Origin of the sequence: Saccharopolyspora elongata, from assembly GCF_004348985.1 — a bacterium.
Classification (GTDB): domain Bacteria; phylum Actinomycetota; class Actinomycetes; order Mycobacteriales; family Pseudonocardiaceae; genus Saccharopolyspora; species Saccharopolyspora elongata.
On the sequence record NZ_SMKW01000023.1, the window covers coordinates 1 to 17,735 of the forward strand.

At 70.6% G+C, this 17,735-nt stretch carries 19 protein-coding genes; 11 read left to right on the forward strand and 8 right to left on the reverse strand.

The window, feature by feature from the left end; all coding sequences use genetic code 11:
* The first annotated feature begins 15 nt into the window (after nt 1–15).
* Entirely contained in the window at nt 16–120 is a 105-nt protein-coding gene (locus E1288_RS18440) for an amino acid permease C-terminal domain-containing protein (protein WP_408013569.1), read from the forward strand.
* A 58-nt stretch (nt 121–178) separates the two neighbouring features.
* Here the strand turns inward: E1288_RS18440 and E1288_RS18445 are convergent, their stop codons facing one another.
* Entirely contained in the window at nt 179–391 is a 213-nt protein-coding gene (locus E1288_RS18445) for a hypothetical protein (protein WP_132486702.1), read from the reverse strand.
* 145 nt (nt 392–536) lie between these two features.
* Here E1288_RS18445 and E1288_RS18450 point away from each other — a divergent pair, with 145 nt between their 5' ends.
* Nucleotides 537–1,403, forward strand: a complete 867-nt coding sequence (locus tag E1288_RS18450) for a helix-turn-helix domain-containing protein (RefSeq protein ID WP_132486704.1) — start codon at nt 537–539, stop codon at nt 1,401–1,403.
* 2 nt (nt 1,404–1,405) lie between these two features.
* Complete coding sequence (locus tag E1288_RS18455; RefSeq protein ID WP_132486706.1) at nt 1,406–1,594, forward strand: DUF397 domain-containing protein; 189 nt, start codon at nt 1,406–1,408, stop codon at nt 1,592–1,594.
* Nucleotides 1,595–1,695: 101 nt separating this feature from the next.
* Here the strand turns inward: E1288_RS18455 and E1288_RS18460 are convergent, their stop codons facing one another.
* Both E1288_RS18460 and E1288_RS18465 read right to left on the reverse strand, forming a co-directional pair.
* A complete protein-coding gene (locus E1288_RS18460) occupies nt 1,696–2,631 on the reverse strand; it encodes an SDR family oxidoreductase (protein WP_132486708.1) in 936 nt (311 codons plus the stop codon).
* Nucleotides 2,632–2,676: 45 nt separating this feature from the next.
* Nucleotides 2,677–4,116, reverse strand: a complete 1,440-nt coding sequence (locus E1288_RS18465) for an MFS transporter (RefSeq protein ID WP_235883642.1) — start codon at nt 4,114–4,116, stop codon at nt 2,677–2,679.
* Nucleotides 4,117–4,339: 223 nt separating this feature from the next.
* On the opposite strand from E1288_RS18465, the gene E1288_RS18470 reads away from it, so the two are divergent.
* From E1288_RS18470 to E1288_RS18485, 4 genes are all read left to right on the forward strand, one after another.
* Nucleotides 4,340–5,200, forward strand: a complete 861-nt coding sequence (locus E1288_RS18470; RefSeq protein WP_132486710.1) for a TetR/AcrR family transcriptional regulator — start codon at nt 4,340–4,342, stop codon at nt 5,198–5,200.
* Nucleotides 5,201–5,275: 75 nt separating this feature from the next.
* The gene (locus E1288_RS18475; protein WP_132486712.1) at nt 5,276–6,160 is read left to right on the forward strand and encodes a BKACE family enzyme; all 885 of its coding nucleotides are present in this window, start codon (nt 5,276–5,278) and stop codon (nt 6,158–6,160) included.
* Nucleotides 6,161–6,268: 108 nt separating this feature from the next.
* Nucleotides 6,269–7,231 carry a 3-hydroxyacyl-CoA dehydrogenase NAD-binding domain-containing protein gene (locus E1288_RS18480; RefSeq protein WP_132486714.1) on the forward strand — a complete coding sequence of 321 codons (963 nt, stop codon included), beginning with the start codon at nt 6,269–6,271 and terminating at the stop codon, nt 7,229–7,231.
* The gene (locus tag E1288_RS18485; protein ID WP_132486716.1) at nt 7,228–7,668 is read left to right on the forward strand and encodes a thioesterase family protein; all 441 of its coding nucleotides are present in this window, start codon (nt 7,228–7,230) and stop codon (nt 7,666–7,668) included. Before E1288_RS18480 ends, E1288_RS18485 begins: the two co-directional genes overlap by 4 nt.
* 28 nt (nt 7,669–7,696) lie before the next feature.
* Here the strand turns inward: E1288_RS18485 and E1288_RS47000 are convergent, their stop codons facing one another.
* Nucleotides 7,697–8,830, reverse strand: coding sequence for a hypothetical protein (locus E1288_RS47000; protein ID WP_165968165.1), 1,134 nt, complete (start codon nt 8,828–8,830; stop codon nt 7,697–7,699).
* Between the two features lie 138 nt (nt 8,831–8,968).
* On the opposite strand from E1288_RS47000, the gene E1288_RS18495 reads away from it, so the two are divergent.
* Together E1288_RS18495 and E1288_RS47005 are read left to right on the forward strand one after the other, a co-directional pair.
* Nucleotides 8,969–9,913, forward strand: coding sequence for an ADP-ribosylglycohydrolase family protein (locus tag E1288_RS18495; protein ID WP_207954426.1), 945 nt, complete (start codon nt 8,969–8,971; stop codon nt 9,911–9,913).
* Between the two features lie 69 nt (nt 9,914–9,982).
* Nucleotides 9,983–10,153: a hypothetical protein gene (locus tag E1288_RS47005; protein WP_165968166.1), complete on the forward strand. Its 171-nt coding sequence runs from the start codon at nt 9,983–9,985 to the stop codon at nt 10,151–10,153.
* A 136-nt stretch (nt 10,154–10,289) separates the two neighbouring features.
* On the opposite strand, the gene E1288_RS18500 is transcribed toward E1288_RS47005, so the two are convergent.
* From E1288_RS18500 to E1288_RS18515, 4 genes are all read right to left on the reverse strand, one after another.
* Entirely contained in the window at nt 10,290–11,675 is a 1,386-nt protein-coding gene (locus E1288_RS18500) for an FAD-binding oxidoreductase (protein ID WP_132486718.1), read from the reverse strand.
* 109 nt (nt 11,676–11,784) lie between these two features.
* Complete coding sequence (locus E1288_RS18505; protein ID WP_235883643.1) at nt 11,785–12,726, reverse strand: NAD-dependent epimerase/dehydratase family protein; 942 nt, start codon at nt 12,724–12,726, stop codon at nt 11,785–11,787.
* 190 nt (nt 12,727–12,916) lie between these two features.
* Nucleotides 12,917–13,120, reverse strand: coding sequence for a cold-shock protein (locus E1288_RS18510; protein WP_093271248.1), 204 nt, complete (start codon nt 13,118–13,120; stop codon nt 12,917–12,919).
* A gap of 266 nt (nt 13,121–13,386) precedes the next feature.
* Complete coding sequence (locus E1288_RS18515) at nt 13,387–14,553, reverse strand: Glu/Leu/Phe/Val dehydrogenase dimerization domain-containing protein (RefSeq protein ID WP_132486867.1); 1,167 nt, start codon at nt 14,551–14,553, stop codon at nt 13,387–13,389.
* Nucleotides 14,554–15,068: 515 nt separating this feature from the next.
* On the opposite strand from E1288_RS18515, the gene E1288_RS18520 reads away from it, so the two are divergent.
* Complete coding sequence (locus tag E1288_RS18520) at nt 15,069–15,890, forward strand: hypothetical protein (protein ID WP_132486720.1); 822 nt, start codon at nt 15,069–15,071, stop codon at nt 15,888–15,890.
* Between the two features lie 103 nt (nt 15,891–15,993).
* The gene (locus E1288_RS18525) at nt 15,994–17,592 is read left to right on the forward strand and encodes an amidohydrolase (RefSeq protein WP_132486722.1); all 1,599 of its coding nucleotides are present in this window, start codon (nt 15,994–15,996) and stop codon (nt 17,590–17,592) included.
* Nucleotides 17,593–17,735 lie beyond the last annotated feature (143 nt).

The window sequence follows — 17,735 nt, forward strand, 5'->3', positions numbered from 1 at the left end:
TCCAACCTGGACGTCATCACCTGGATCCGCTTCGGCGCCTGGCTGGTCCTCGGCCTGGCGATCTACTTCCTCTACGGCCACCGCCACGCCCGCCTGGCCAACCCGTCCCCTTCGAAGTGAAGGGCGCCTTCGACCGGAGAAGCCGGCCAAGATGCCCTTCACCACTTCGAATGGCGCTTCAGGCCGCGGTGAGCTCCTCGATCGCCTTCGCGCCGAGGGAGATCAGCGCGGCGAGGTTCTCCCGGCCGATGCTGAGGACGTACTCGCTGTTCCGTCCACAGTAGAGGACCACGAGGTCGTTGAGCCGATCGATCTCATACCGCATCGGCACCTCGTCCTCCATCTCCACGAACGAGTCGATGGATATCCCGGAGTAGTGCAACAGGGCCATGCTCCCGACCTTCCTCAGTGGACGACTAGGGTGACTGCTTGCAACCAGACCGTCGCCAAGCGCGACCGTCGCGTTTAAGGTTAGGGCGACTGTCGCGTTTAGGTCATGTCCCTGATCGGGTATTTCGAGATCGTGGAGGTCGTCGATGGCGCGAGCCCGCCAAACCCTGGAGCGACGGCAACTCGGCCTGGCACTACGCCGAATCCGCGAAGAATCCGGCAAGACCCAGCAAGCGGCGGCCGAAGCGATCGGCCGAGTCCGCTCCCGCATCGTCGAGTTGGAAGACGGCAAGGGCACGCTGAGCCGAGAAGATCTTGTCGACCTCCTGGACTTCTACGGCATATCCGGAGACGAGCGCGAAACGGTGCTCGCCCTCGGCGCGCAGGCACGCAAGCGCCAACGGGGCCGCACCTACACGGACTTGCTCCCCGGAGCCTTCCAACGCTTCGCCGACCTCGAAGCCAGCGCCACCGAGATCAGCAGCTACGAGTGCGGAATGGTGCCAGGGCTGTTGCAAACACCCCGGTACGTCCGAGCCCTGATCAACGAAGGCGACGGGATCTGGTGGGATTCATCAGAAGCCGAACTCGAGCAACGCGTAGCGTTCCGCCTTGATCGTCAGCAACGAACGCTGAGCACGTCAACGGGCAAGAAGATGGCTTTCATACTCACCGAAGAGTCACTTCGAGCACGGGTCGGAGACCCGGGGGTCATGCGCGAGCAGCTAGCACACCTGCTCGCCCTGATTGACGAACGCGACGACTTGACCATCCAAATCCTGTCTCCCGAAAGCTATCTGAATCCGGCTCGCGGAGGCGGTTTCACGCTGTTCGAGTTCGCCGGTCAGGGCTCTCCGGTGGCGTTCGCGAACGTGGTTTACGGGCCCTCCACCTACTTCCACGACGAAGCCGATACTGCGACGATGTTTCGTGTCTTCCAGCGGCTCCACGAGCTCGCCTTGAGTCCGCAGGAGTCGCGACAACTGATCGACAGAATCATGAAGGATGGCTGACCATGCCACGGCTTGCGCGGGACACCGGTTGGTTCAAGAGCTCGAGGAGCGCCGCAGCAAGTGACAACTGCGTCGAAGTCCGGTTGCTCGCCGGCTCCGTGCGGGTTCGGGACTCAAAGGCTCCCGAGGACGGCGTGCTGAGCTTCGGCTCCGCCGCTTGGCGCACTTTCCTGGCGTCCTTAAAGGCGTAGCGTTTCAGCTGGTCACGGGCCGTGTGTACTTTTGGTCGTCATAGCAGCAGTCGTCATAGCAGCACAACGTGCACACGGGTCTCCAGCAGCTGAAATGGCGATCATGTCCTGTACTGCTGGGTCCAGCTGTCCGGTTGGGTTCCGTCGGTGTCGGTGAAGCCGTACTCCCTGGCGAGTTCGGCGGAGGTGACCGAGCTTTGGTTCCACCTCGCTCGGTTCGGGTCTGCGGCCAGTGCCGCGACCGCCCGGCCGACGTAGCGCGGTGATTCCGACGAGGCGAATCCATCCGGAGCAGTCGGGCGTCCATCTGCGCGGTCGGGTTCCAATGCGGCGCGCCAGTTCGCTTCGGTGACCCCGTAGTTGTCGAGCATCATCTCCGAGCGCAGCCAGCCCGGCGTGATCGCGACGGCCGTTGCGCCGTGCGGCGCGAGTTCGTGGCCCTGGGAGAACGCCAGGCGGTTCACCGCGACCTTGGCCAGGTCGTAGAACACCGAAATGCGGTACCTCGAAGCGTTGTAGGCGGCGGTGCCGTCGGTGACTTCGACGAGCAGGCCGCCGGGCTTGGTGATCAGCAGCGGCAACAGGTGGTGCGAGGTGATCAGGTGCGTCTCGACGCCGAGCTGGAGGATGCGCAGGCCGGCCGCCAGATCGTGCTCCCAGATCGGGGTGTTCCAGTCGGCGGGCCCGCCTTTGAGCCGCTCCGCGCCCCAGATGTCGTTGACCAGCACGTCGAGGTGGCCGTGCTCGGCCCGGACGCGTCCGCCCAGGCGGCGCACCTGCTCCGCGTCGAGATGATCGACCTGCATCGCGATCCCGGCCCCGCCGAGGCGGGTTACGACCTCGGCGGTCTCCTCGATCGTCTCGGCCCGGTCGTAGTCCGACCCGCCACGGCCGGTCGAGCTGCTGCGCCCGGTGCAGATGACGGTCGCACCGGCTTCCCCCAGCGCAGCCGCGATACCCCGCCCGGCACCCCGGGTCGCCCCCGCGACGAGAGCGACGCGCCCGCGCAGCGCTTCTCGATCCGGCGCCCACCGCATCCCGCGATTCTGGCACGCTCGCCCGGGGATCGGCCGCTCTCGGCGTCAGCCCCCGGCCGACGGATCAGCGGGGCGGCGCAACAGGAAGACCTCGGCCAGGGCCACGACCAGGGCGGCCGTGACGAAGCCGACCGAGACGATCAGGCCGTCCGAGATCGCCGCGTCGAAGCCACTGGTCGTCAGCGTCCCGAAGAACAGGCCGGAGGCCGCCGCCGTGCCCACCGCCGAGCCGATGCGCTGGCCCGTCTGCTGGACGCCTGCCGCCGTTCCGCCGTGCGCCGCGTCGATTTCGCTGAGCGTCACCGTCTGGTTCGGCGAGATCACCAGGCCGCTCCCGATTCCGGCGACCAGCAGCGGCAGCGCCGTCACCAGCCCCGCCGCCTCACCCGGGTGCATGGCCAGCAACAGATCCGTCGCCAGCAGGCCGAGCAGCGCCGCTGCCAGGCCGATGATCACCAGGCGGCGGCCCATCCGGTATACGATCCGGCCGCCGAGCGCCGACGCCACCGCCGACCCCACTGCGAACGGCGTCAGCGCGAGTCCCACTTGCAGCGCCGAGTAGCCCAGCCCGCGCTGGAAGTACACCGCCAGCACGAAGAAGATGCTGGTGAACCCCGCGAAGTACAGCAGGCCCAGCGTCGCGCCGAACGAGTAGCTGCGAATCTTCAGCAGCCGCAGGTTCACCAGCGGCGAGTGACCCCGCACCCGGTACCAGTGCTCCCATGCCACGAACAGCGCCAGCAGCACGACGGCGACGATCAGCAGGAACCACGGCGCACCGCCCTCCTGCTCGACCAGCGGCAGCAGCAGGCACAGCAGGCCACCGCCGAGCAGCAGCACCCCCACGAGGTCGAGGCTGCGGGACTGCTCGCGCGCGCCGTCGCGAGGCAGCACCTTCAGCCCGTAGAGCACCGCCGCGACACCGATCGGCAGGTTCACGAAGAACACCCAGCGCCAGCCGTTCTCCTGCCCCGCGAGCTGGATGATCAGGCCGCCCAGCAGCGGGCCGATCGCCGTCGAAATGCCCACCACCGCGCCGAACAGGCCGAACGCCTTGCCGCGCTCGCGGCCGTGGAACAGCTGCTGCATCAGGCCGAGCACCTGCGGGTTGAGCAGTCCGCCCGCGACGCCCTGCAGCAACCGGGCAATGACCAGCCACAGCGGCGTCATGGCGAACCCGGCCAGCGCGCTGGCCACCGTGAACGCACCCAGCCCCAGCAGGAACATCCGGCTGCGGCCCCGGTCGTCGCCGAGCCTCCCGGCGGGCACCAGGACCAGCCCGAAGGTCAGGGCGTAGCCGGAGACCACCCACGACAGCGCCGCCGCCGGCGCGTCCAGGCCCTGCTGGATCGACGGCAAGGCGACGTTGACGATGCTGACGTCGAGCAGGGTCATGAACCCGGCGACCAGGCAGATGGCCAGCACCCGCCAGCGCCGCGCGCTCTCCCGCCGCTCCGTCGTCGTCGCCGGCTCGATGTGGTTCACGGGTCCAGCTCAGCACGTTCGTACTACCCTCGCACCATCCGGCCCGGCCCGACATTGCGACCTACTGACGTATCAATCACAGTCCGACTCCCCGCCGGTCGTCGCCGGGATCCCGATTCAGGCGATTGGCTAGGCACGTTGGCCCGATCGGCGGCAGCCCGACCGGATCGCAACACCACCGACTAATTGCGATTCTCGCAATGGACTGTTAGCGTTCCGTCCCGTGCAGGACACGACTGCGGCGTTGCGCCAGCGAGTGCGCGATGCGTTGCGCAAGTACCCGGGGAGCCAGCGTGCCTTCGCCGAGCAGATCGGGCTCGACCCGACCAAGCTGTCCAAGTCGCTGACCGGCACCCGCCGGTTCACGCCGATCGAGCTCACCCGCATCGCCGAGCTCACCGGCGTCACGGTGAACTGGCTGATCTACGGCGGCGCCGACGTCGAGGCGGTGGCCGCCGCGCCGCAGCGCACCGCGCGGCCCGAGCGCGAACCCGGCGACCTCCGCGAGGCGGGCCGGTACCAGCAGATCCTCGACGCCGCCTGGACGCTGGTCGCCGAGCGCGGCTACCACTCGGTGCGGATCGCGGATGTCGCCAAGGCCTGCGGCACCAGCGCCGCGACGATCCACTACTACTTCCCCGGCCGCAACGACCTGCTCACCGAGACCCTGCGGTACTCGGTGCGACTGGCCTTCGACCGGCAGGTCGCCGAGCTGCACAGCATCGAGGACGCGCACGAACGCCTGCTGCGGCTGGTCGAACTCCAGCTGCCCACCCCGGGCCTGCTGCGCGCGGAGTGGTCGATCTGGCTCCAGGTGTGGACCGAGAGCGCCCTGAACCCGGATCTCCAGGTGCTGCACAACGATTCCTACACCCGCTGGCACGACACGATCGCCCGCACCATCCGACAGGGCCAGCAGCAGGGCGTGTTCACCGACACCGACGCCGAAGAGCTCACCGTGACGCTCACCGCGCTCATCGACGGGCTGGGCATCCAGGTCCTCGCGGGGCGGCCCGGCCGGTCGGTGGAGCGGATGCGCCGCGTGCTGCGCGAGTTCGTCGAGCGCGAGATCGTCCGCCACTGACACCCGAAGAACCCACCCGGGCGCGGATCACGGCGTGCCCGGGCGATCAGCCGCACCCATGGAAGGGAGAGCCCGATGGGCAACGAAGTGATCATCACCGCCGCGCTCACCGGCGCCGGTGACACCACCGGCAAGAGCGAGTTCGTCCCGGTCACCCCGGAGCAGATCGCGAAGTCCGCGGTCGAGGCCGCCGAGGCCGGCGCGGCCGTGGTGCACATCCACGTCCGCAACATCGAGACCGGGCAGGGCTCCCGCGACGTCTCGCTCTACCGCGAGGTGGTGGAGCGGATCAAGGAAACCGGCATCGACGTGGTCATCAACCTGACCGCCGGGATGGGCGGCGACCTGGTCATCGACGCCGACGACCCGCTCAAGCCGGTGGACGGCACCGACCTGGTCAACGGCCTGGAGCGGCTGCCGCACGTCGAGGAGCTGCTGCCGGACATCTGCACGCTGGACTGCGGTTCGCTGAACTTCGGCGAGGGCAGCCAGCTCTACATCTCCACCCCGGACATGCTGCGCGCCGGCGCCAAGCGGATCCAGGAGCTGGGCGTCAAGCCTGAGCTGGAGATCTTCGACACCGGCAACCTGTGGTTCGCCACCAAGCTGATCGAGGAAGGGCTGATCGACGCCCCGCCGCTGTTCCAGCTGTGCGCGGGCATCCCGTGGGGTGCCCCGCCGGACCCGGGCCTGCTGCAGGCGATGGTGAACATGCTGCCCGCCGGCGCGAACTGGGCGAGCTTCGCCATCGGCCGCGACCAGCTGCGCTGGGTCGGCCTCACCGCCGCGCTGGGCGGCAACGTCCGAGTCGGCCTGGAGGACAACCTCTACCTGAGCCGGGGTGTGAAGGCCACCAACGGACAGCTGGTCGAGCGCGCGGTGACGATCGTCGAAGGCATGGGCATGAAGGTCGCCACCCCGGACCAGGCCCGAGAGCAGCTCGGCCTCCAGAAGCGTTGACGTCGAACGTTCCGTAGGGCCTGGCGATTTCGCTCGAAATCGCCCGTTCCACGACGTGAGCGGCTGCAGCCGCGCATCGAAGACGACCTCGAAAAGGAACTCCCCAAGTTGAACGAGAACACCCCCTCCCCCGCGGCGGTGCGGCGGGTCGCGTGCATCGGTGCCGGTGTCATCGGCGGCGGTTGGGTCGCGCACTTCCTGGCGCGCGGCTACCAGGTGACCGCGTGGGATCCCGCGTCCGGCTTCGAGGCCAAGCTGCGCCGCCTGGTCGACGCCGCGTGGCCCGCCCTCATGGAGCTCGGGCTCGCCGACCGCGCCTCCCGCGACAACCTCGTCATCGCCCCGACGCTGGAAGACGCCGTCGCCGAGGCCGAGTTCGTGCAGGAGAGCGCGCCGGAAGACCTTGCCCTCAAACGGGATCTGCTGGCCCGCATCGACGCCGCGACCCCGGCGGGCGTCGTGATCTCGTCGTCCACCTCCGGCTACGGCATGACCGAGATGCAGGTGGACTGCCCGACGCCGCAGCGGCTCGTGGTCGGGCACCCGTTCAACCCGCCCTACCTCATCCCGCTGGTCGAGGTCGTCGGCGGCGAGCGGACCGAGCCGTGGGCGGTGCAGTGGGCCGCTGAGTTCTTCGAGGTCGCAGGCAAGTCCGTGATCACCATGGACCGCGAGGTGCCGGGCTTCATCGCCAACCGGCTGCAGGAGGCGATCTGGCGCGAGGCGCTGCACATGGTCGCCAACGGCGAGGCCACGCCCGCGCAGATCGACGCGTCGATCACCGAGGGGCCCGGCCTGCGCTGGCCGCTGCTCGGTCCGTGCCTGACCTTCCACCTCGCCGGCGGCGAAGGCGGCATGGCGCACATGCTCGACCACTTCGGCCCGTCGCTGAAGTCGCCGTGGACCCGGCTGGAGGCACCGGAGCTCACCGACGAGCTGCGCGACGCCATGGTCCAGGGCTGCGAAGAAGCCGCCGACGGCCGCAGCATCGCCGAGCTCGTCGCCGACCGCGACCGGGCGGTGATCGCGGTGATGCGCGCGATCGACGGCGTGCGGAACGGCAAGCCGTGACCGGGCTTCGGGAGCACCGGGAGCGCGTCCGTCCAGAGTGGATCGACTACAACGGTCACCTCAGCGAGGCGTACTACGTGCTGGTGTTCGGCTTCGCCACCGACGCGGTCATGGACCAGGTCGGGCTCGACGCGGCGTACCGCGCCGACACCGGGTGCTCGCTGTACACGGTCGAGGCGCACGTGCGCTACCTGCGCGAGGTCGGGCCCGATTCGGAACTCGTGGTCACCAGCCGCATCGTGGGCACCGGCGCGAAGAAGGTGCGCATCTGTCACGAGATGGCGGTCGGCGGCACGGTGGTGGCGACCGAGGAGATCATGGCGCTGCACGTCGACGGCGGGCAGGGCGGCACCACGCCGTTCCCAGCGGCGATCGCCGAGCGGTTCGCCGCGCTGACCGAGCAGCCTCCGGAGTACGCGGGGCGGTCCATCGGTTGAGCGTGAGCGGGACTCCCCGGAGTCCCGCTCACCTGGCGGCGACGACCCGGTCCAGCGCCGCGCACACCGCGATGGCCACGACGAAGAACGCGCCGGCGGCGGCGAGCAGCCGGGCCTCGGGATATCCGCCCGTGGCGAGGAATCCGGCGCACGCCGCCGCCGCGCCCACCGCCGCCGCCAAGACCAGCTCGACGGCCCGGACCCGCCACGACATCGCCGAGCCGCGAGCCGCTTCGTGCACGCCGCAGACCACCGCGGCGGCGATGGTGATCAAGCCGACCGTCGCCGACAACATCGGAGTGCCGAAGGAGATCCCGTAGCGGATCGGCAGTGCGGGCGCGAAGAAGAACACCAGGAACCAGCCGAGCGACGCGCTGACCGCCGTGATGCCCGGCCCGGCCTGCGCGGTCGGCAACCGGCGCGCGACCAGCCGCGCCACGACGAGCACGCCGGCCGCCGCAGCCATCACCGGCGCTGCTGCCGCGAGGTGCCCGAGGTTGTAGAGCAACGCGGTGTCGTAAACGGCCAGCACCAGGACGCCCAGCGCCGCAGCCGAAACCACGAACGCGACCAGCTCCGCCACCGAGCCGACCCGCTCCCGGCGACCCGCGGTCAACCTCGCCAGGAGCCACGGCGCCACCAGCCCGGACACGACGCGGAGCGCGATGTCCTCGGCCGTGTAGGGGTTGGCCAGCGACCACTCGATCAAGCAGAACGTCGCGGTGTAGGACGCCGCCACCGGCCACACCAGAACCCGCCGGAACACCTCGGCCCCGAACCACCGGCAGATCGTCAGGTACGCCAGCAGCACGAACGGCAGTTCCAGCAGCGCCGGCACCCGCAACAGGCTCCACGACAGCAGTTCCGGGCGCGGCCACACCCCGGCCAGCCAGGCGAGCACCGGGTTGTCGTCGGCCAGCGCGAACCAGCCGGCCGGCAGGTAGCGCGCGATGAACTCCGGGTCGCCGTGCCACACGCGCATCAGGTAGATCGTGCACAACACCTGGTTCAGGTAGATCGCGCCGGTGACCACCAGCAGCCAGAAACCGGGGTGCCGCAACAGGGTTGGGTGCGAGTCGCGTTGCCGTCGCGGCCACCGCCAGCCGACCAGGGCGACCACCGCGGACAAGACGATCAAGGCGCCGAGGACGACCGCCACCATGAACTCCCGGGTTGAAAAGCGCTTTCGCGGCAGAGACTATCCGGCGGCCGCCGGTCGGCGGGCGAAGTTGACCACGTTCGCCGACCCGCTCCGGGCGTACCGTTGACACCAACCGCCTGTGTTCTCGGGAGGCCCCGGGTGAACTCGACCGGTCCCCCGCCGGCGCACGACCGCGCCCGCGGGCTGTTCACGGGAGTCGGGCTCGGCGACGCGATGGGGGCCGCGTTCGAAGGCCAACCGTCGGTCACCGAGCTGGCGCTGCTGGAGTTCGAACGCGCCCCCCACCAGCTGCGCTACACCGACGACACCGCGCTGACCATCGCCGTGGCCGAACACCTGCTGGAACGCGCCCGCCGAGGCGGGCACCTGCTCGACGAGGGCGAGCTGGCCGCCGCCCTGGCCTGCGCCTGGACCCGCGAGCCGTGGCGCGGGTTCGCCGACTCGGCGGCGGCGATGTTCGAGCGGCTCGACTCCGGCATGCCGTGGCGGGACGCGGCAGTGTCGGTGTGCCACGGGCAGGGTTCCTTCGGCAACGGCGCGGCGATGCGCAGCGCTCCGGTGGCGCTGGCCTCGCAAAGCGCCCACCAAGCCGCGGAACTGGGCCGGCGCGCGGCGTCGGTGACCCACGCCCACCCGGACGGTCAGGAAGGAGCGGCGATGCAGGCGTGCAGCGCGTACCTGGCCCTGCACCACCACGGGCCGCTCGACCCGGAATCGTTCCTGGAGAAGCTGGCCCACGTGATCCACGAACCGGAATGGGTGCGGCGGCTGCATTCCGTCGCCGCGCAACTCGGGCACCGGGACCCGCACCGCGCCGCCGACGAACTCGGCAACGACGTGCGGGCGACGCACTCGGTGCCGCTGGCGCTGTGGGCGTTCCTAGCCCATGCCGAAGCCCCGGTCGACGTCGTGCGGCAGTGCATCCGCGCGGGCGGTGACACCGACACCATCGCCAGCATGGCGGCGGCGCTCGCCGGGGCGCTGCGCGGCGCCGCCGGGTGGCCACAATCGTGGCTGCGCCGGATCGAGGGGCTCACCCGGCTGCACGACCTGGGCGACCGGCTGGCCCGGTTGTCGGCGTGAGCCGCGCGCCGCGCGGCCGGGCTCGTTACCGTGGCGGTTGATCCGACCAGCTATCGACGGGAGGACTCGATGAACGCGGAAACCCCGGAAGCCGACGCCGCCGAGCAGGCCCGGCAGGCCGAGGAGATCCCCGAAGAGGAGGAGCCGGAGCAGTTGGAGGTTCCGCTCGACGCCGACCCGGCCGACCTCGCCGACCAGCACCGCCCGGTCCCGGTCGACGACGCGTACGACCACGACTGACCTCCGTCCGGCCGAGACGCGAGTGACGTCTCCCAGCAGGAGGCGTGCGCTTCGCGTCGGGCCGGAGATGCGCCGTTTTCGCGCGAAACCGTCGCAGCCACGCCTGCCGAATGGCGGTTTCGCGCGAAAACGGCGGTCACCCCGCGTCGGGGAGGACCCGGCCGGGGTTGAGGATGTGGCGGGGGTCCAGGGCGTTCTTGATCGCCTGCTGGGTCCACAGGCCCGCCTCGTCGAGTTCCTCGCCCAGCCAGCGCCGCTTCAGGTGGCCGACGCCGTGCTCGCCGGTGATGGTGCCGCCGAGCTCCAGGCCCAGGGCCATGATCGCGTCGAACGCCTGCTGGGCGCGGGCCGACTCCTCCGGGTCGCTGGAGTCGAAGGCCACCACCGGATGCATGTTGCCGTCCCCCGCGTGCCCGGCGCACAGCACCTGCACCCGGTACCGCTCGGCGATCGGGGTCAGCCCCTCGACCAGGTCCACCAGGCGCCGCCGGGGCACGCACACGTCGTCGACCAGCGTCGCCAGGCCGAGCTTCTCGTGCGCGTCCCCGACCAGCCGCCGGGCCTGCATCAGCAGTTCGCCCTCGGCCGGGTCATCGGCGACGACCACCTCGGTGGCGGCGAAGGACCGGGCCACCCGCTCGAAGGCCGCCAGGTCGCCAGGCGCGGCGTCGCCGCGATCTGACTGCACGAGCAGCATCCCCGCCACGCCGTCGGGGAAGCCGAGGTCGGCGATGCGCTGCACCGCGTGCACCGTCGGGGCGTCCATGAACTCCAGCACCGACGGCCGGTAGCCCTCCCCGAGGTACCCGGCCACGGTGCGTGCCGCGTCGGCGATGGTCGGGAAGAACGCGACCGCGGTCAGCGGTTGCGCGGTGGCGGGCCGCAGCGCGACGGTGATCTCGGTGACCACGCCGAGGGTTCCCTCGGAGCCGACGAGCAGCCGCGTCAGGTCGTAGCCGGCGACGCCCTTGGCGGTGCGGCGGCCGGTGCGCATCACCCGGCCGTCGGCGAGCACCACCTCCAGGCCGCGCACGAAGTCGCCGGTCACGCCGTACTTCACGCAGCACATGCCGCCGGCGTTGGTGGCCACGTTGCCGCCGATGGTCGAGATGCTGCGGGAGCCGGGGTCGGGCGGGTAGAACAGCCCGTGCTCGGCCGCCTTCGCCGCGAACACGCCGTTGACCACGCCGGGCTGCACGACCGCGATCTGCTCCCCGGTGTCGATCTCGAGGATGGCGTCCATCTTCTCCAGCGACAGCAGGATGCAGCCGTCGATGGCGTTGGCCGCGCCGGAGAGCCCGGAGCGGGCGCCCTGCGGCACCACCGGGACCCGGTTCTCGTGCGCCCACCTCAAGGTCGTCGCAACGTCCTCAGTGGACCGGGCGCGGACCAGCACCGACGGCGTCCCGGCCGGGCAGAAGGTGGCCCGGTCCCTGCGGTGGGCCTCCAGCACGTCGGCGTCGTCGAAAACGCTGCCGTCGGGCAGCAGTTCTCGCAGCGGGTGCACGTCAGTGGCGGTCATCGGTTGCTCTCGTCTCCGACCTCGGGGGGCATGGTCTTACCTCTGAACCTAACCCGTGCCACCCCGGATCTCCCAGCCCCGCGACGCACATGAGTCGGGGATCCCAGTCTCAGCCCGCCCAGAGGCCGAACAACGAGGCGAAGCCCTCCCGCCAGCTCGGCCACGCCGGCCGCCAGCCCAGCGTCTCGCGCAACCGGAAGTTGGTGGCGCCGCGCTGCTCGGTCAGCTGGTGCACGGTCAGCCAGTCCAGCTGGGTCCGAGCCTGATCCATGGTCAGCGACACCGGGGCCGGGCCGCCGGCCATCCGCGCGTAGGCCGGGAGCCATTCCGCCGATTCGGCCGGCTCGTTGTCCACCACGTTGTAGGTGCCGGGCTCGCCCTTGGTGAGCAGTTCGAGCACCGCCCCGGCCGCGTCGTCGACGTGGGTGAACGACGTCAGGCCCACGCCGTCGTCCACCAGCGGCAGTTCGCTGCCGCACACCCGCGCGTGGATCGCGCCGCCCGGCGCGTACTGGGTGTCCGGGCCGTAGAGCGCGCCGTAGCGCAGCGCGACGCCCTCGATGTCCGGGCGGGTCAGCACCGCTTCTTCCATCGCCGCAAAGGCGCGCACCGCGTCACCCCAGCAGCCCGGTGCTTCCGTCCACAGTGGAGATTCTTCGTCCAGCACGTCGTGCCCGTGCGGACGATAGGCGGCGGTCATGCTCTGCCCTATGATGCGCCGCGCACCGACCGCCACGGCGGCGTCGACCAGGTTCCTCGATCCGTTCTCGCGCAGCAGCGCGGTCCGGCGCAGGCCCTCATCCGGGTCCGCACCACCGAAACCGGACGTCTGGTCGATGACCACTTCCGGCTCCACGCGGGCCAGCTCCCGGCGCAATTGCGGCGGATCCAGCACATCGGCGACGGCGACGTCGTCGACCGCAACCGCACCATCAAGTCGGTCCGCGTGCCGGACTAGCGCGGTCACATGATGACCGCGATCCCGCAACAACGGCAGCAGGGTTCTCCCGACAACGCCGGTCGCACCGGCGACAACCACACGCAGGGGCACATCGACCTCGCACCGGGTTAAACGTCAGCGGGCTGGAAGCCTACCCCGGCGACGTACCCCTCAACGGGTGAAAAGGCCGTCCTCCTCGGCGGCAGACCGGCACCGCAGGCGGCCCGGTACTGCCGCCCCATCGGAGGCGGCATCAGAGCTATCTCCGATGCGTCGTCATGCCCGTAGGGCACGATCCCGTTCAGACCGCGCGGATGTCCGCGGCCTGCGGCCCCTTCGGCCCCTGAGCGATCTCGAACTCCACCCGCTGCTGTTCCTCCAGCGTGCGGAAACCGGTGGACTGGATCGCGGAGTAGTGGGCGAAGACGTCAGCGCCACCGCCGTCGGGGGTGATGAACCCGTAGCCCTTCTCCGCGTTGAACCACTTCACCGTACCGGTAGCCATTCCCTGTTTCTCCTGATTCTGCTGGCCAGGGTCCACACTTCGCAGACCCCCGGTCGCCGAGCTGATCACCCGGTGCCCGGCGCGGCCGGAACACCACGGCACAAAAAAAGCGCCTGCGTTCTGGCAGGCACTTTTCCAGTACTGCTAGGACCAAAACTGCAACCATCGCAAACGCTAGCACTCGGACTGCGGGTTGTCACACATCGATCGCAGTGCGTGAACGACGTGTGCAACCCGCAGCCGCTGCGGGTCGAAAACCGCAGGTGTCAGGGGATGCTGAGCAAACCCTGCCCGCTCTCCTCGGCGGCGCGGTTCTGCTCGCTGCGGAGCTCCGCGAGCCGCAGCGCCGCGGCGCGCGGCGTGAGGCCTTCGGTCTCCCAAGCCGCCAGCAGCGGCGGGATCTTGGCCAGCATCTCCTCGCGCAACACCTGGAAGGACAGCACCGGGTCGGCGTCGACTCGGCCGAGCAGCAGCCACCACGCCCAGGCCACGGCGCCGGCGTTGGCCACGAAGTCCGGGATCACCGGAATCCCGCGCGTAGCGAGCATTTCCTCGGCGTCCTCGGTGACCGGGGTGTTCGCCGCCTCGATGATCACCTTCGCGTTGACCTCCGGCACCTGCGGCGCCTTGATGGTGAACGAGACCGCCGCCGGGATCAGCACGTCGACCTCGGCGGAGAGGACGGCTTCGCGTGGCAGCTGCTCGACGTCCGGGGGCACCTGGGCCCGGTCGATCTCGCCGAATCGGTCGCGGGTTTCCAGCAATGCCGGGACATCGAGCCCGTCCGGGTGCCACAGCGTGCCCGCCGCGTCGGCCAGCGCGACGACCTTCAGCCCTGCCTCGTGCAGGTAGTAGGCCGCGCCGCCGCCCATCGTGCCGACGCCCTGCACGGCCACAGTGGTCTCCGCCTCCGCCCAGCCGCGGGCGTGCACGACACCCAGGCAGCTCTGCGCGACGCCGTAGCCGCCGACCACGTCGCCGAGCAGAAGGCCGCCCGGCACCGGCGCGTTGAGCCCGGCGCGGACGCGGCGCAGCGTGCGCTCCGCGTCGGGCGACCGGCGGATCGCCGCGTGGTACGACTGGTGCAGCCCGAGCTCGGCGAACACATCGTCGATCAGGTGCTGCGGCACCCCGAGGTCCTCGGCCGTCACCCAGTGCGCGTCCACCCACGGCCGCATCGCCTGCAGGAAGCGGCTCAGCACGCCGCGGGCGGCGGGATCCTTCGGATCGCAGTCGATCCCGCCCTTGGCGCCGCCGACCGGCAGGTCGAACACGGCTGTCTTGCGCGCCATGCCACGGGCCAACGCCTCCACCTCGGACAGCGTGCAACCGGCACGCATCCGAGTCCCGCCGGTGGCGAGACCGGACACGAGGCTGTGCACGACCAGGTAACCGTTGCAGCCGGTTACCGAGTCCGTCCAGATCACCCTCATCAGCGGGTCGCGGTCGACGAATACCACGGGCCGAACCTCCTCTCAGAGCGCATACCTGACGCGGGCGCGCACGCCCGGATTTCATCGGGAAACGATGTTCAGGCGACCCGCGGGGCACCCGCGACGGTCACCGGCCACTGCCGAAGGAGTCGGTCAGTGATGTCGCAGCCAGAGCGAGGAAGAAGACAACCATCGGGCCGGGCGGGGGTTGCGGAAGGACTCGGTTCGCATAGCCCACCTCCCACATACGGCCGGAATGGCTCGAAATTAAACGCCACGTCGTCGGATTGTCAACAATCTGCGGTTACGTCGCCGGAACGGGTGCGTATCTCCCGGTTACCTGCGGGTTCGGGGCGGCTCCATGAGGTGCGGAAACGTGATCAACTCGGCCGCGACCGCCCACCCGGTGGGGTTCTAAGCTTCCGGGCACGACGTACGACTGCGTCGCGCGAACCGGTGTGCGATCTTGGCCGAAACGACTCCCACGGTTCCCGCGCGACTGGGAGGATGCAGGAATGAGCCAACCGGGACCCCATGACCGACCGGGATCGCTGGACGAGGTCGCGCAGCAGCAGCTGATCCAGGAGATCGGCCGGGTTGTCGTGCGCGCCCTGCCTCCGGGCTGGCAGGAAGCCACCGTCGAATACCGCGAACTCGGCGACCACCGCGAACTCGTCGCGCAGCTGCTCGCCCCCAACGGCACGGCCGTCCCGCTCGCCGTCCCCATCGACGTCGCCGAGCTGTTCCTGCGGCTGCGCAACGGCATGTACCAGCCCGACCGCGGCACCTGGGTCAGCGCGCTCTACCGGCTGCAGCGGCCCGGCAGCTACACCGTCGACTTCAACGGCGACTACCAGCCCAGCTGGCGCAACGCTCCCCCGCCGGAGGCCTTCGCCGAGGAGCTTCGCCGCTACCCGCGGCCCGCCGCCGCCACGCCGGACTGGCTGGCCCCGCCGAGCACCGGGCCGGCCGGCCTGCGCACCGCCGAGGTCTTCGACGACGGCGGGCGGCCGATCACCGAGCGGCCGGAGCTGGACCCGGCGGAGCGCGACCAGGTGGCCGAATACCTGGAGGGGGCGCCGATCGTGCTGGCCGCGCGCAGCTACGACACCGACCGGCTGGACCCGCACCGCAGCCCGGCGGTGCCGATGACCTTCCACACCGACGGCAGCTGGATCTGGCCCGGCGCGGTCGGCTACTACCTCCGCCAGCACGGCGTCGCCCCCGAGTCGGAGCTGGTGGCGCACATCCGCAGCCGTGGCTTCCAGGTCCCGGACGTCGGCGAGCCCGTCCGCGAGCAGGCGGTCGCGGTCATCACCGGAGAACAGCGCATCTGACGACGGTCGTGAGTGGCAACAGTCGCCATGGCGGCCAAAACCACTCACGACCTCCTCCGCCCGCTTCGGCCGCCCCGGGGCGCGGTCCTGCGACAATCCGGGCATGCGCGAAGTCGTCTTCGCGGGCGGGCCGGTGGCCACAATGGACGCCGCCCGCTCGTTCACCGATGCCGTCGCCGTGCGCGACGGCCGGATCGCGGCCGTCGGCGACGCGGCCGTGCGCGCCCGGCTGACCCCGGCGACCGAGGTGATCGACCTCGACGGCCGGTTGCTGCTGCCCGGCTTCCACGACGCGCACGTGCACCCGGTGTACGGCGGCATCGAACGGCTTCGCTGCGACCTCTCCGACTGCCTCGATGCGGCCGAATGCCTGCGGCTCATCGCCGAGTTCCGGCCGGAGGCGGGCTGGGTGCTCGGCGGCGGCTGGGACATGGGCCAGTTCCCGGGCGGCACGCCCGACCGCGCTGCCTTGGACTCGGTGACCGGCGGCCGGCCGGCGTACCTGCTCAACCGCGATCACCACGGCGCGTGGGTGAACTCCGCGGCGCTGCAGCTGGCGGGCGTCGACCGCGACACCCCGGACCCGCCGGACGGCCGGATCGAGCGTGACGCCGACGGCGAACCGGCCGGGACCTTGCACGAGGGCGCCACCCGCCTGGTCGAGCGGGTGCTGCCGCCGACCAACGCGCAGGAGTACCTCGCGGGCTTGCTGGAGGGCCAGCGCCACCTGCACTCGTGCGGCGTGACGTCCTGGCACGACGCGATCATCGGCCCGTACCTCGGCTACGACGACACGCTGGAGACCTACCTGGCGGCCGACCGGCAGGGCTTGCTGACCGGTAAGGCCCGGGGCGCGCTGTGGTGGGACCGCGGGCGCGGGCGGGAGCAGATCGAGGAGCTGCGGCAGCGGCGCGAGCGGGCGCGGGGGCGGCGGTTCCGCGCCGACGCGGTGAAGATCATGCAGGACGGCGTGTGCGAGAACTTCACCGCCGCGCTGCAACTCCCGTACCTGGGCGGCCACGGCCGCGGAATGTCCTTCGTGGATCGCGACGTCCTCGCCAAGGTGGTTCCCGAGCTCGCCGCCGACGGGTTCCAGCTGCACTTCCACGCGATCGGCGACCGCGCGGTGCGCGACGTGCTGGACGCGCTCGCCGCCGCCCCCGGGCGGCACCTGCGTCACCAGATCGCCCACGTGCAGGTCGTGCACCCCAGCGACATCCCGCGGTTCCACGAACTCGGTGTCGTCGCGACGATCCAGCCCCGGTGGGCGGTCAACGACGCCGCGATGACCGAGTTGACCGTGCCGCACCTGGGACATCGGCGCGCCGGCTGGCAGTACCCGTTCCGGTCGCTGCGCGCCGCGGGCGCGGTGCTGGCCGCGGGCAGCGACTGGCCGGTGTCCGACGCCGATGCGGTGCAGGCGGTGCACGTGGCGGTCAACCGGCGCGAACCGGACACCGACGACGCGCCGTTCCTGCCGGAACAAGCGCTCGATCTCGTGGATGCGTTCGCCGCCTACACCGCGGGCAGCGCCTGGGTGAACCACGTGGACGGCGAAACCGGCACCATCGAGGTCGGCAAGGCCGCGGACCTCGTCGTGCTCGACCGCGACCCGTTCTCCTTGCCACCAGGGGAGATCGGGCAGTGCCGGGTGGACCTCACGATGGTCGACGGCGTGGTCGTGCACGAGCGGAAGGCGTGACCCAACGCAGCGTCGTGCTGGGCTGGTCGGGCGACACCGGTTCTCGATCGTGTGTAACCCCACCGAAGGCATTGGCGGCCACCGCCAACGCTGGTTTCGTGCGCAGGGTCGACGACCATCGCAGAGAGGTCAGGTGCGCGAAA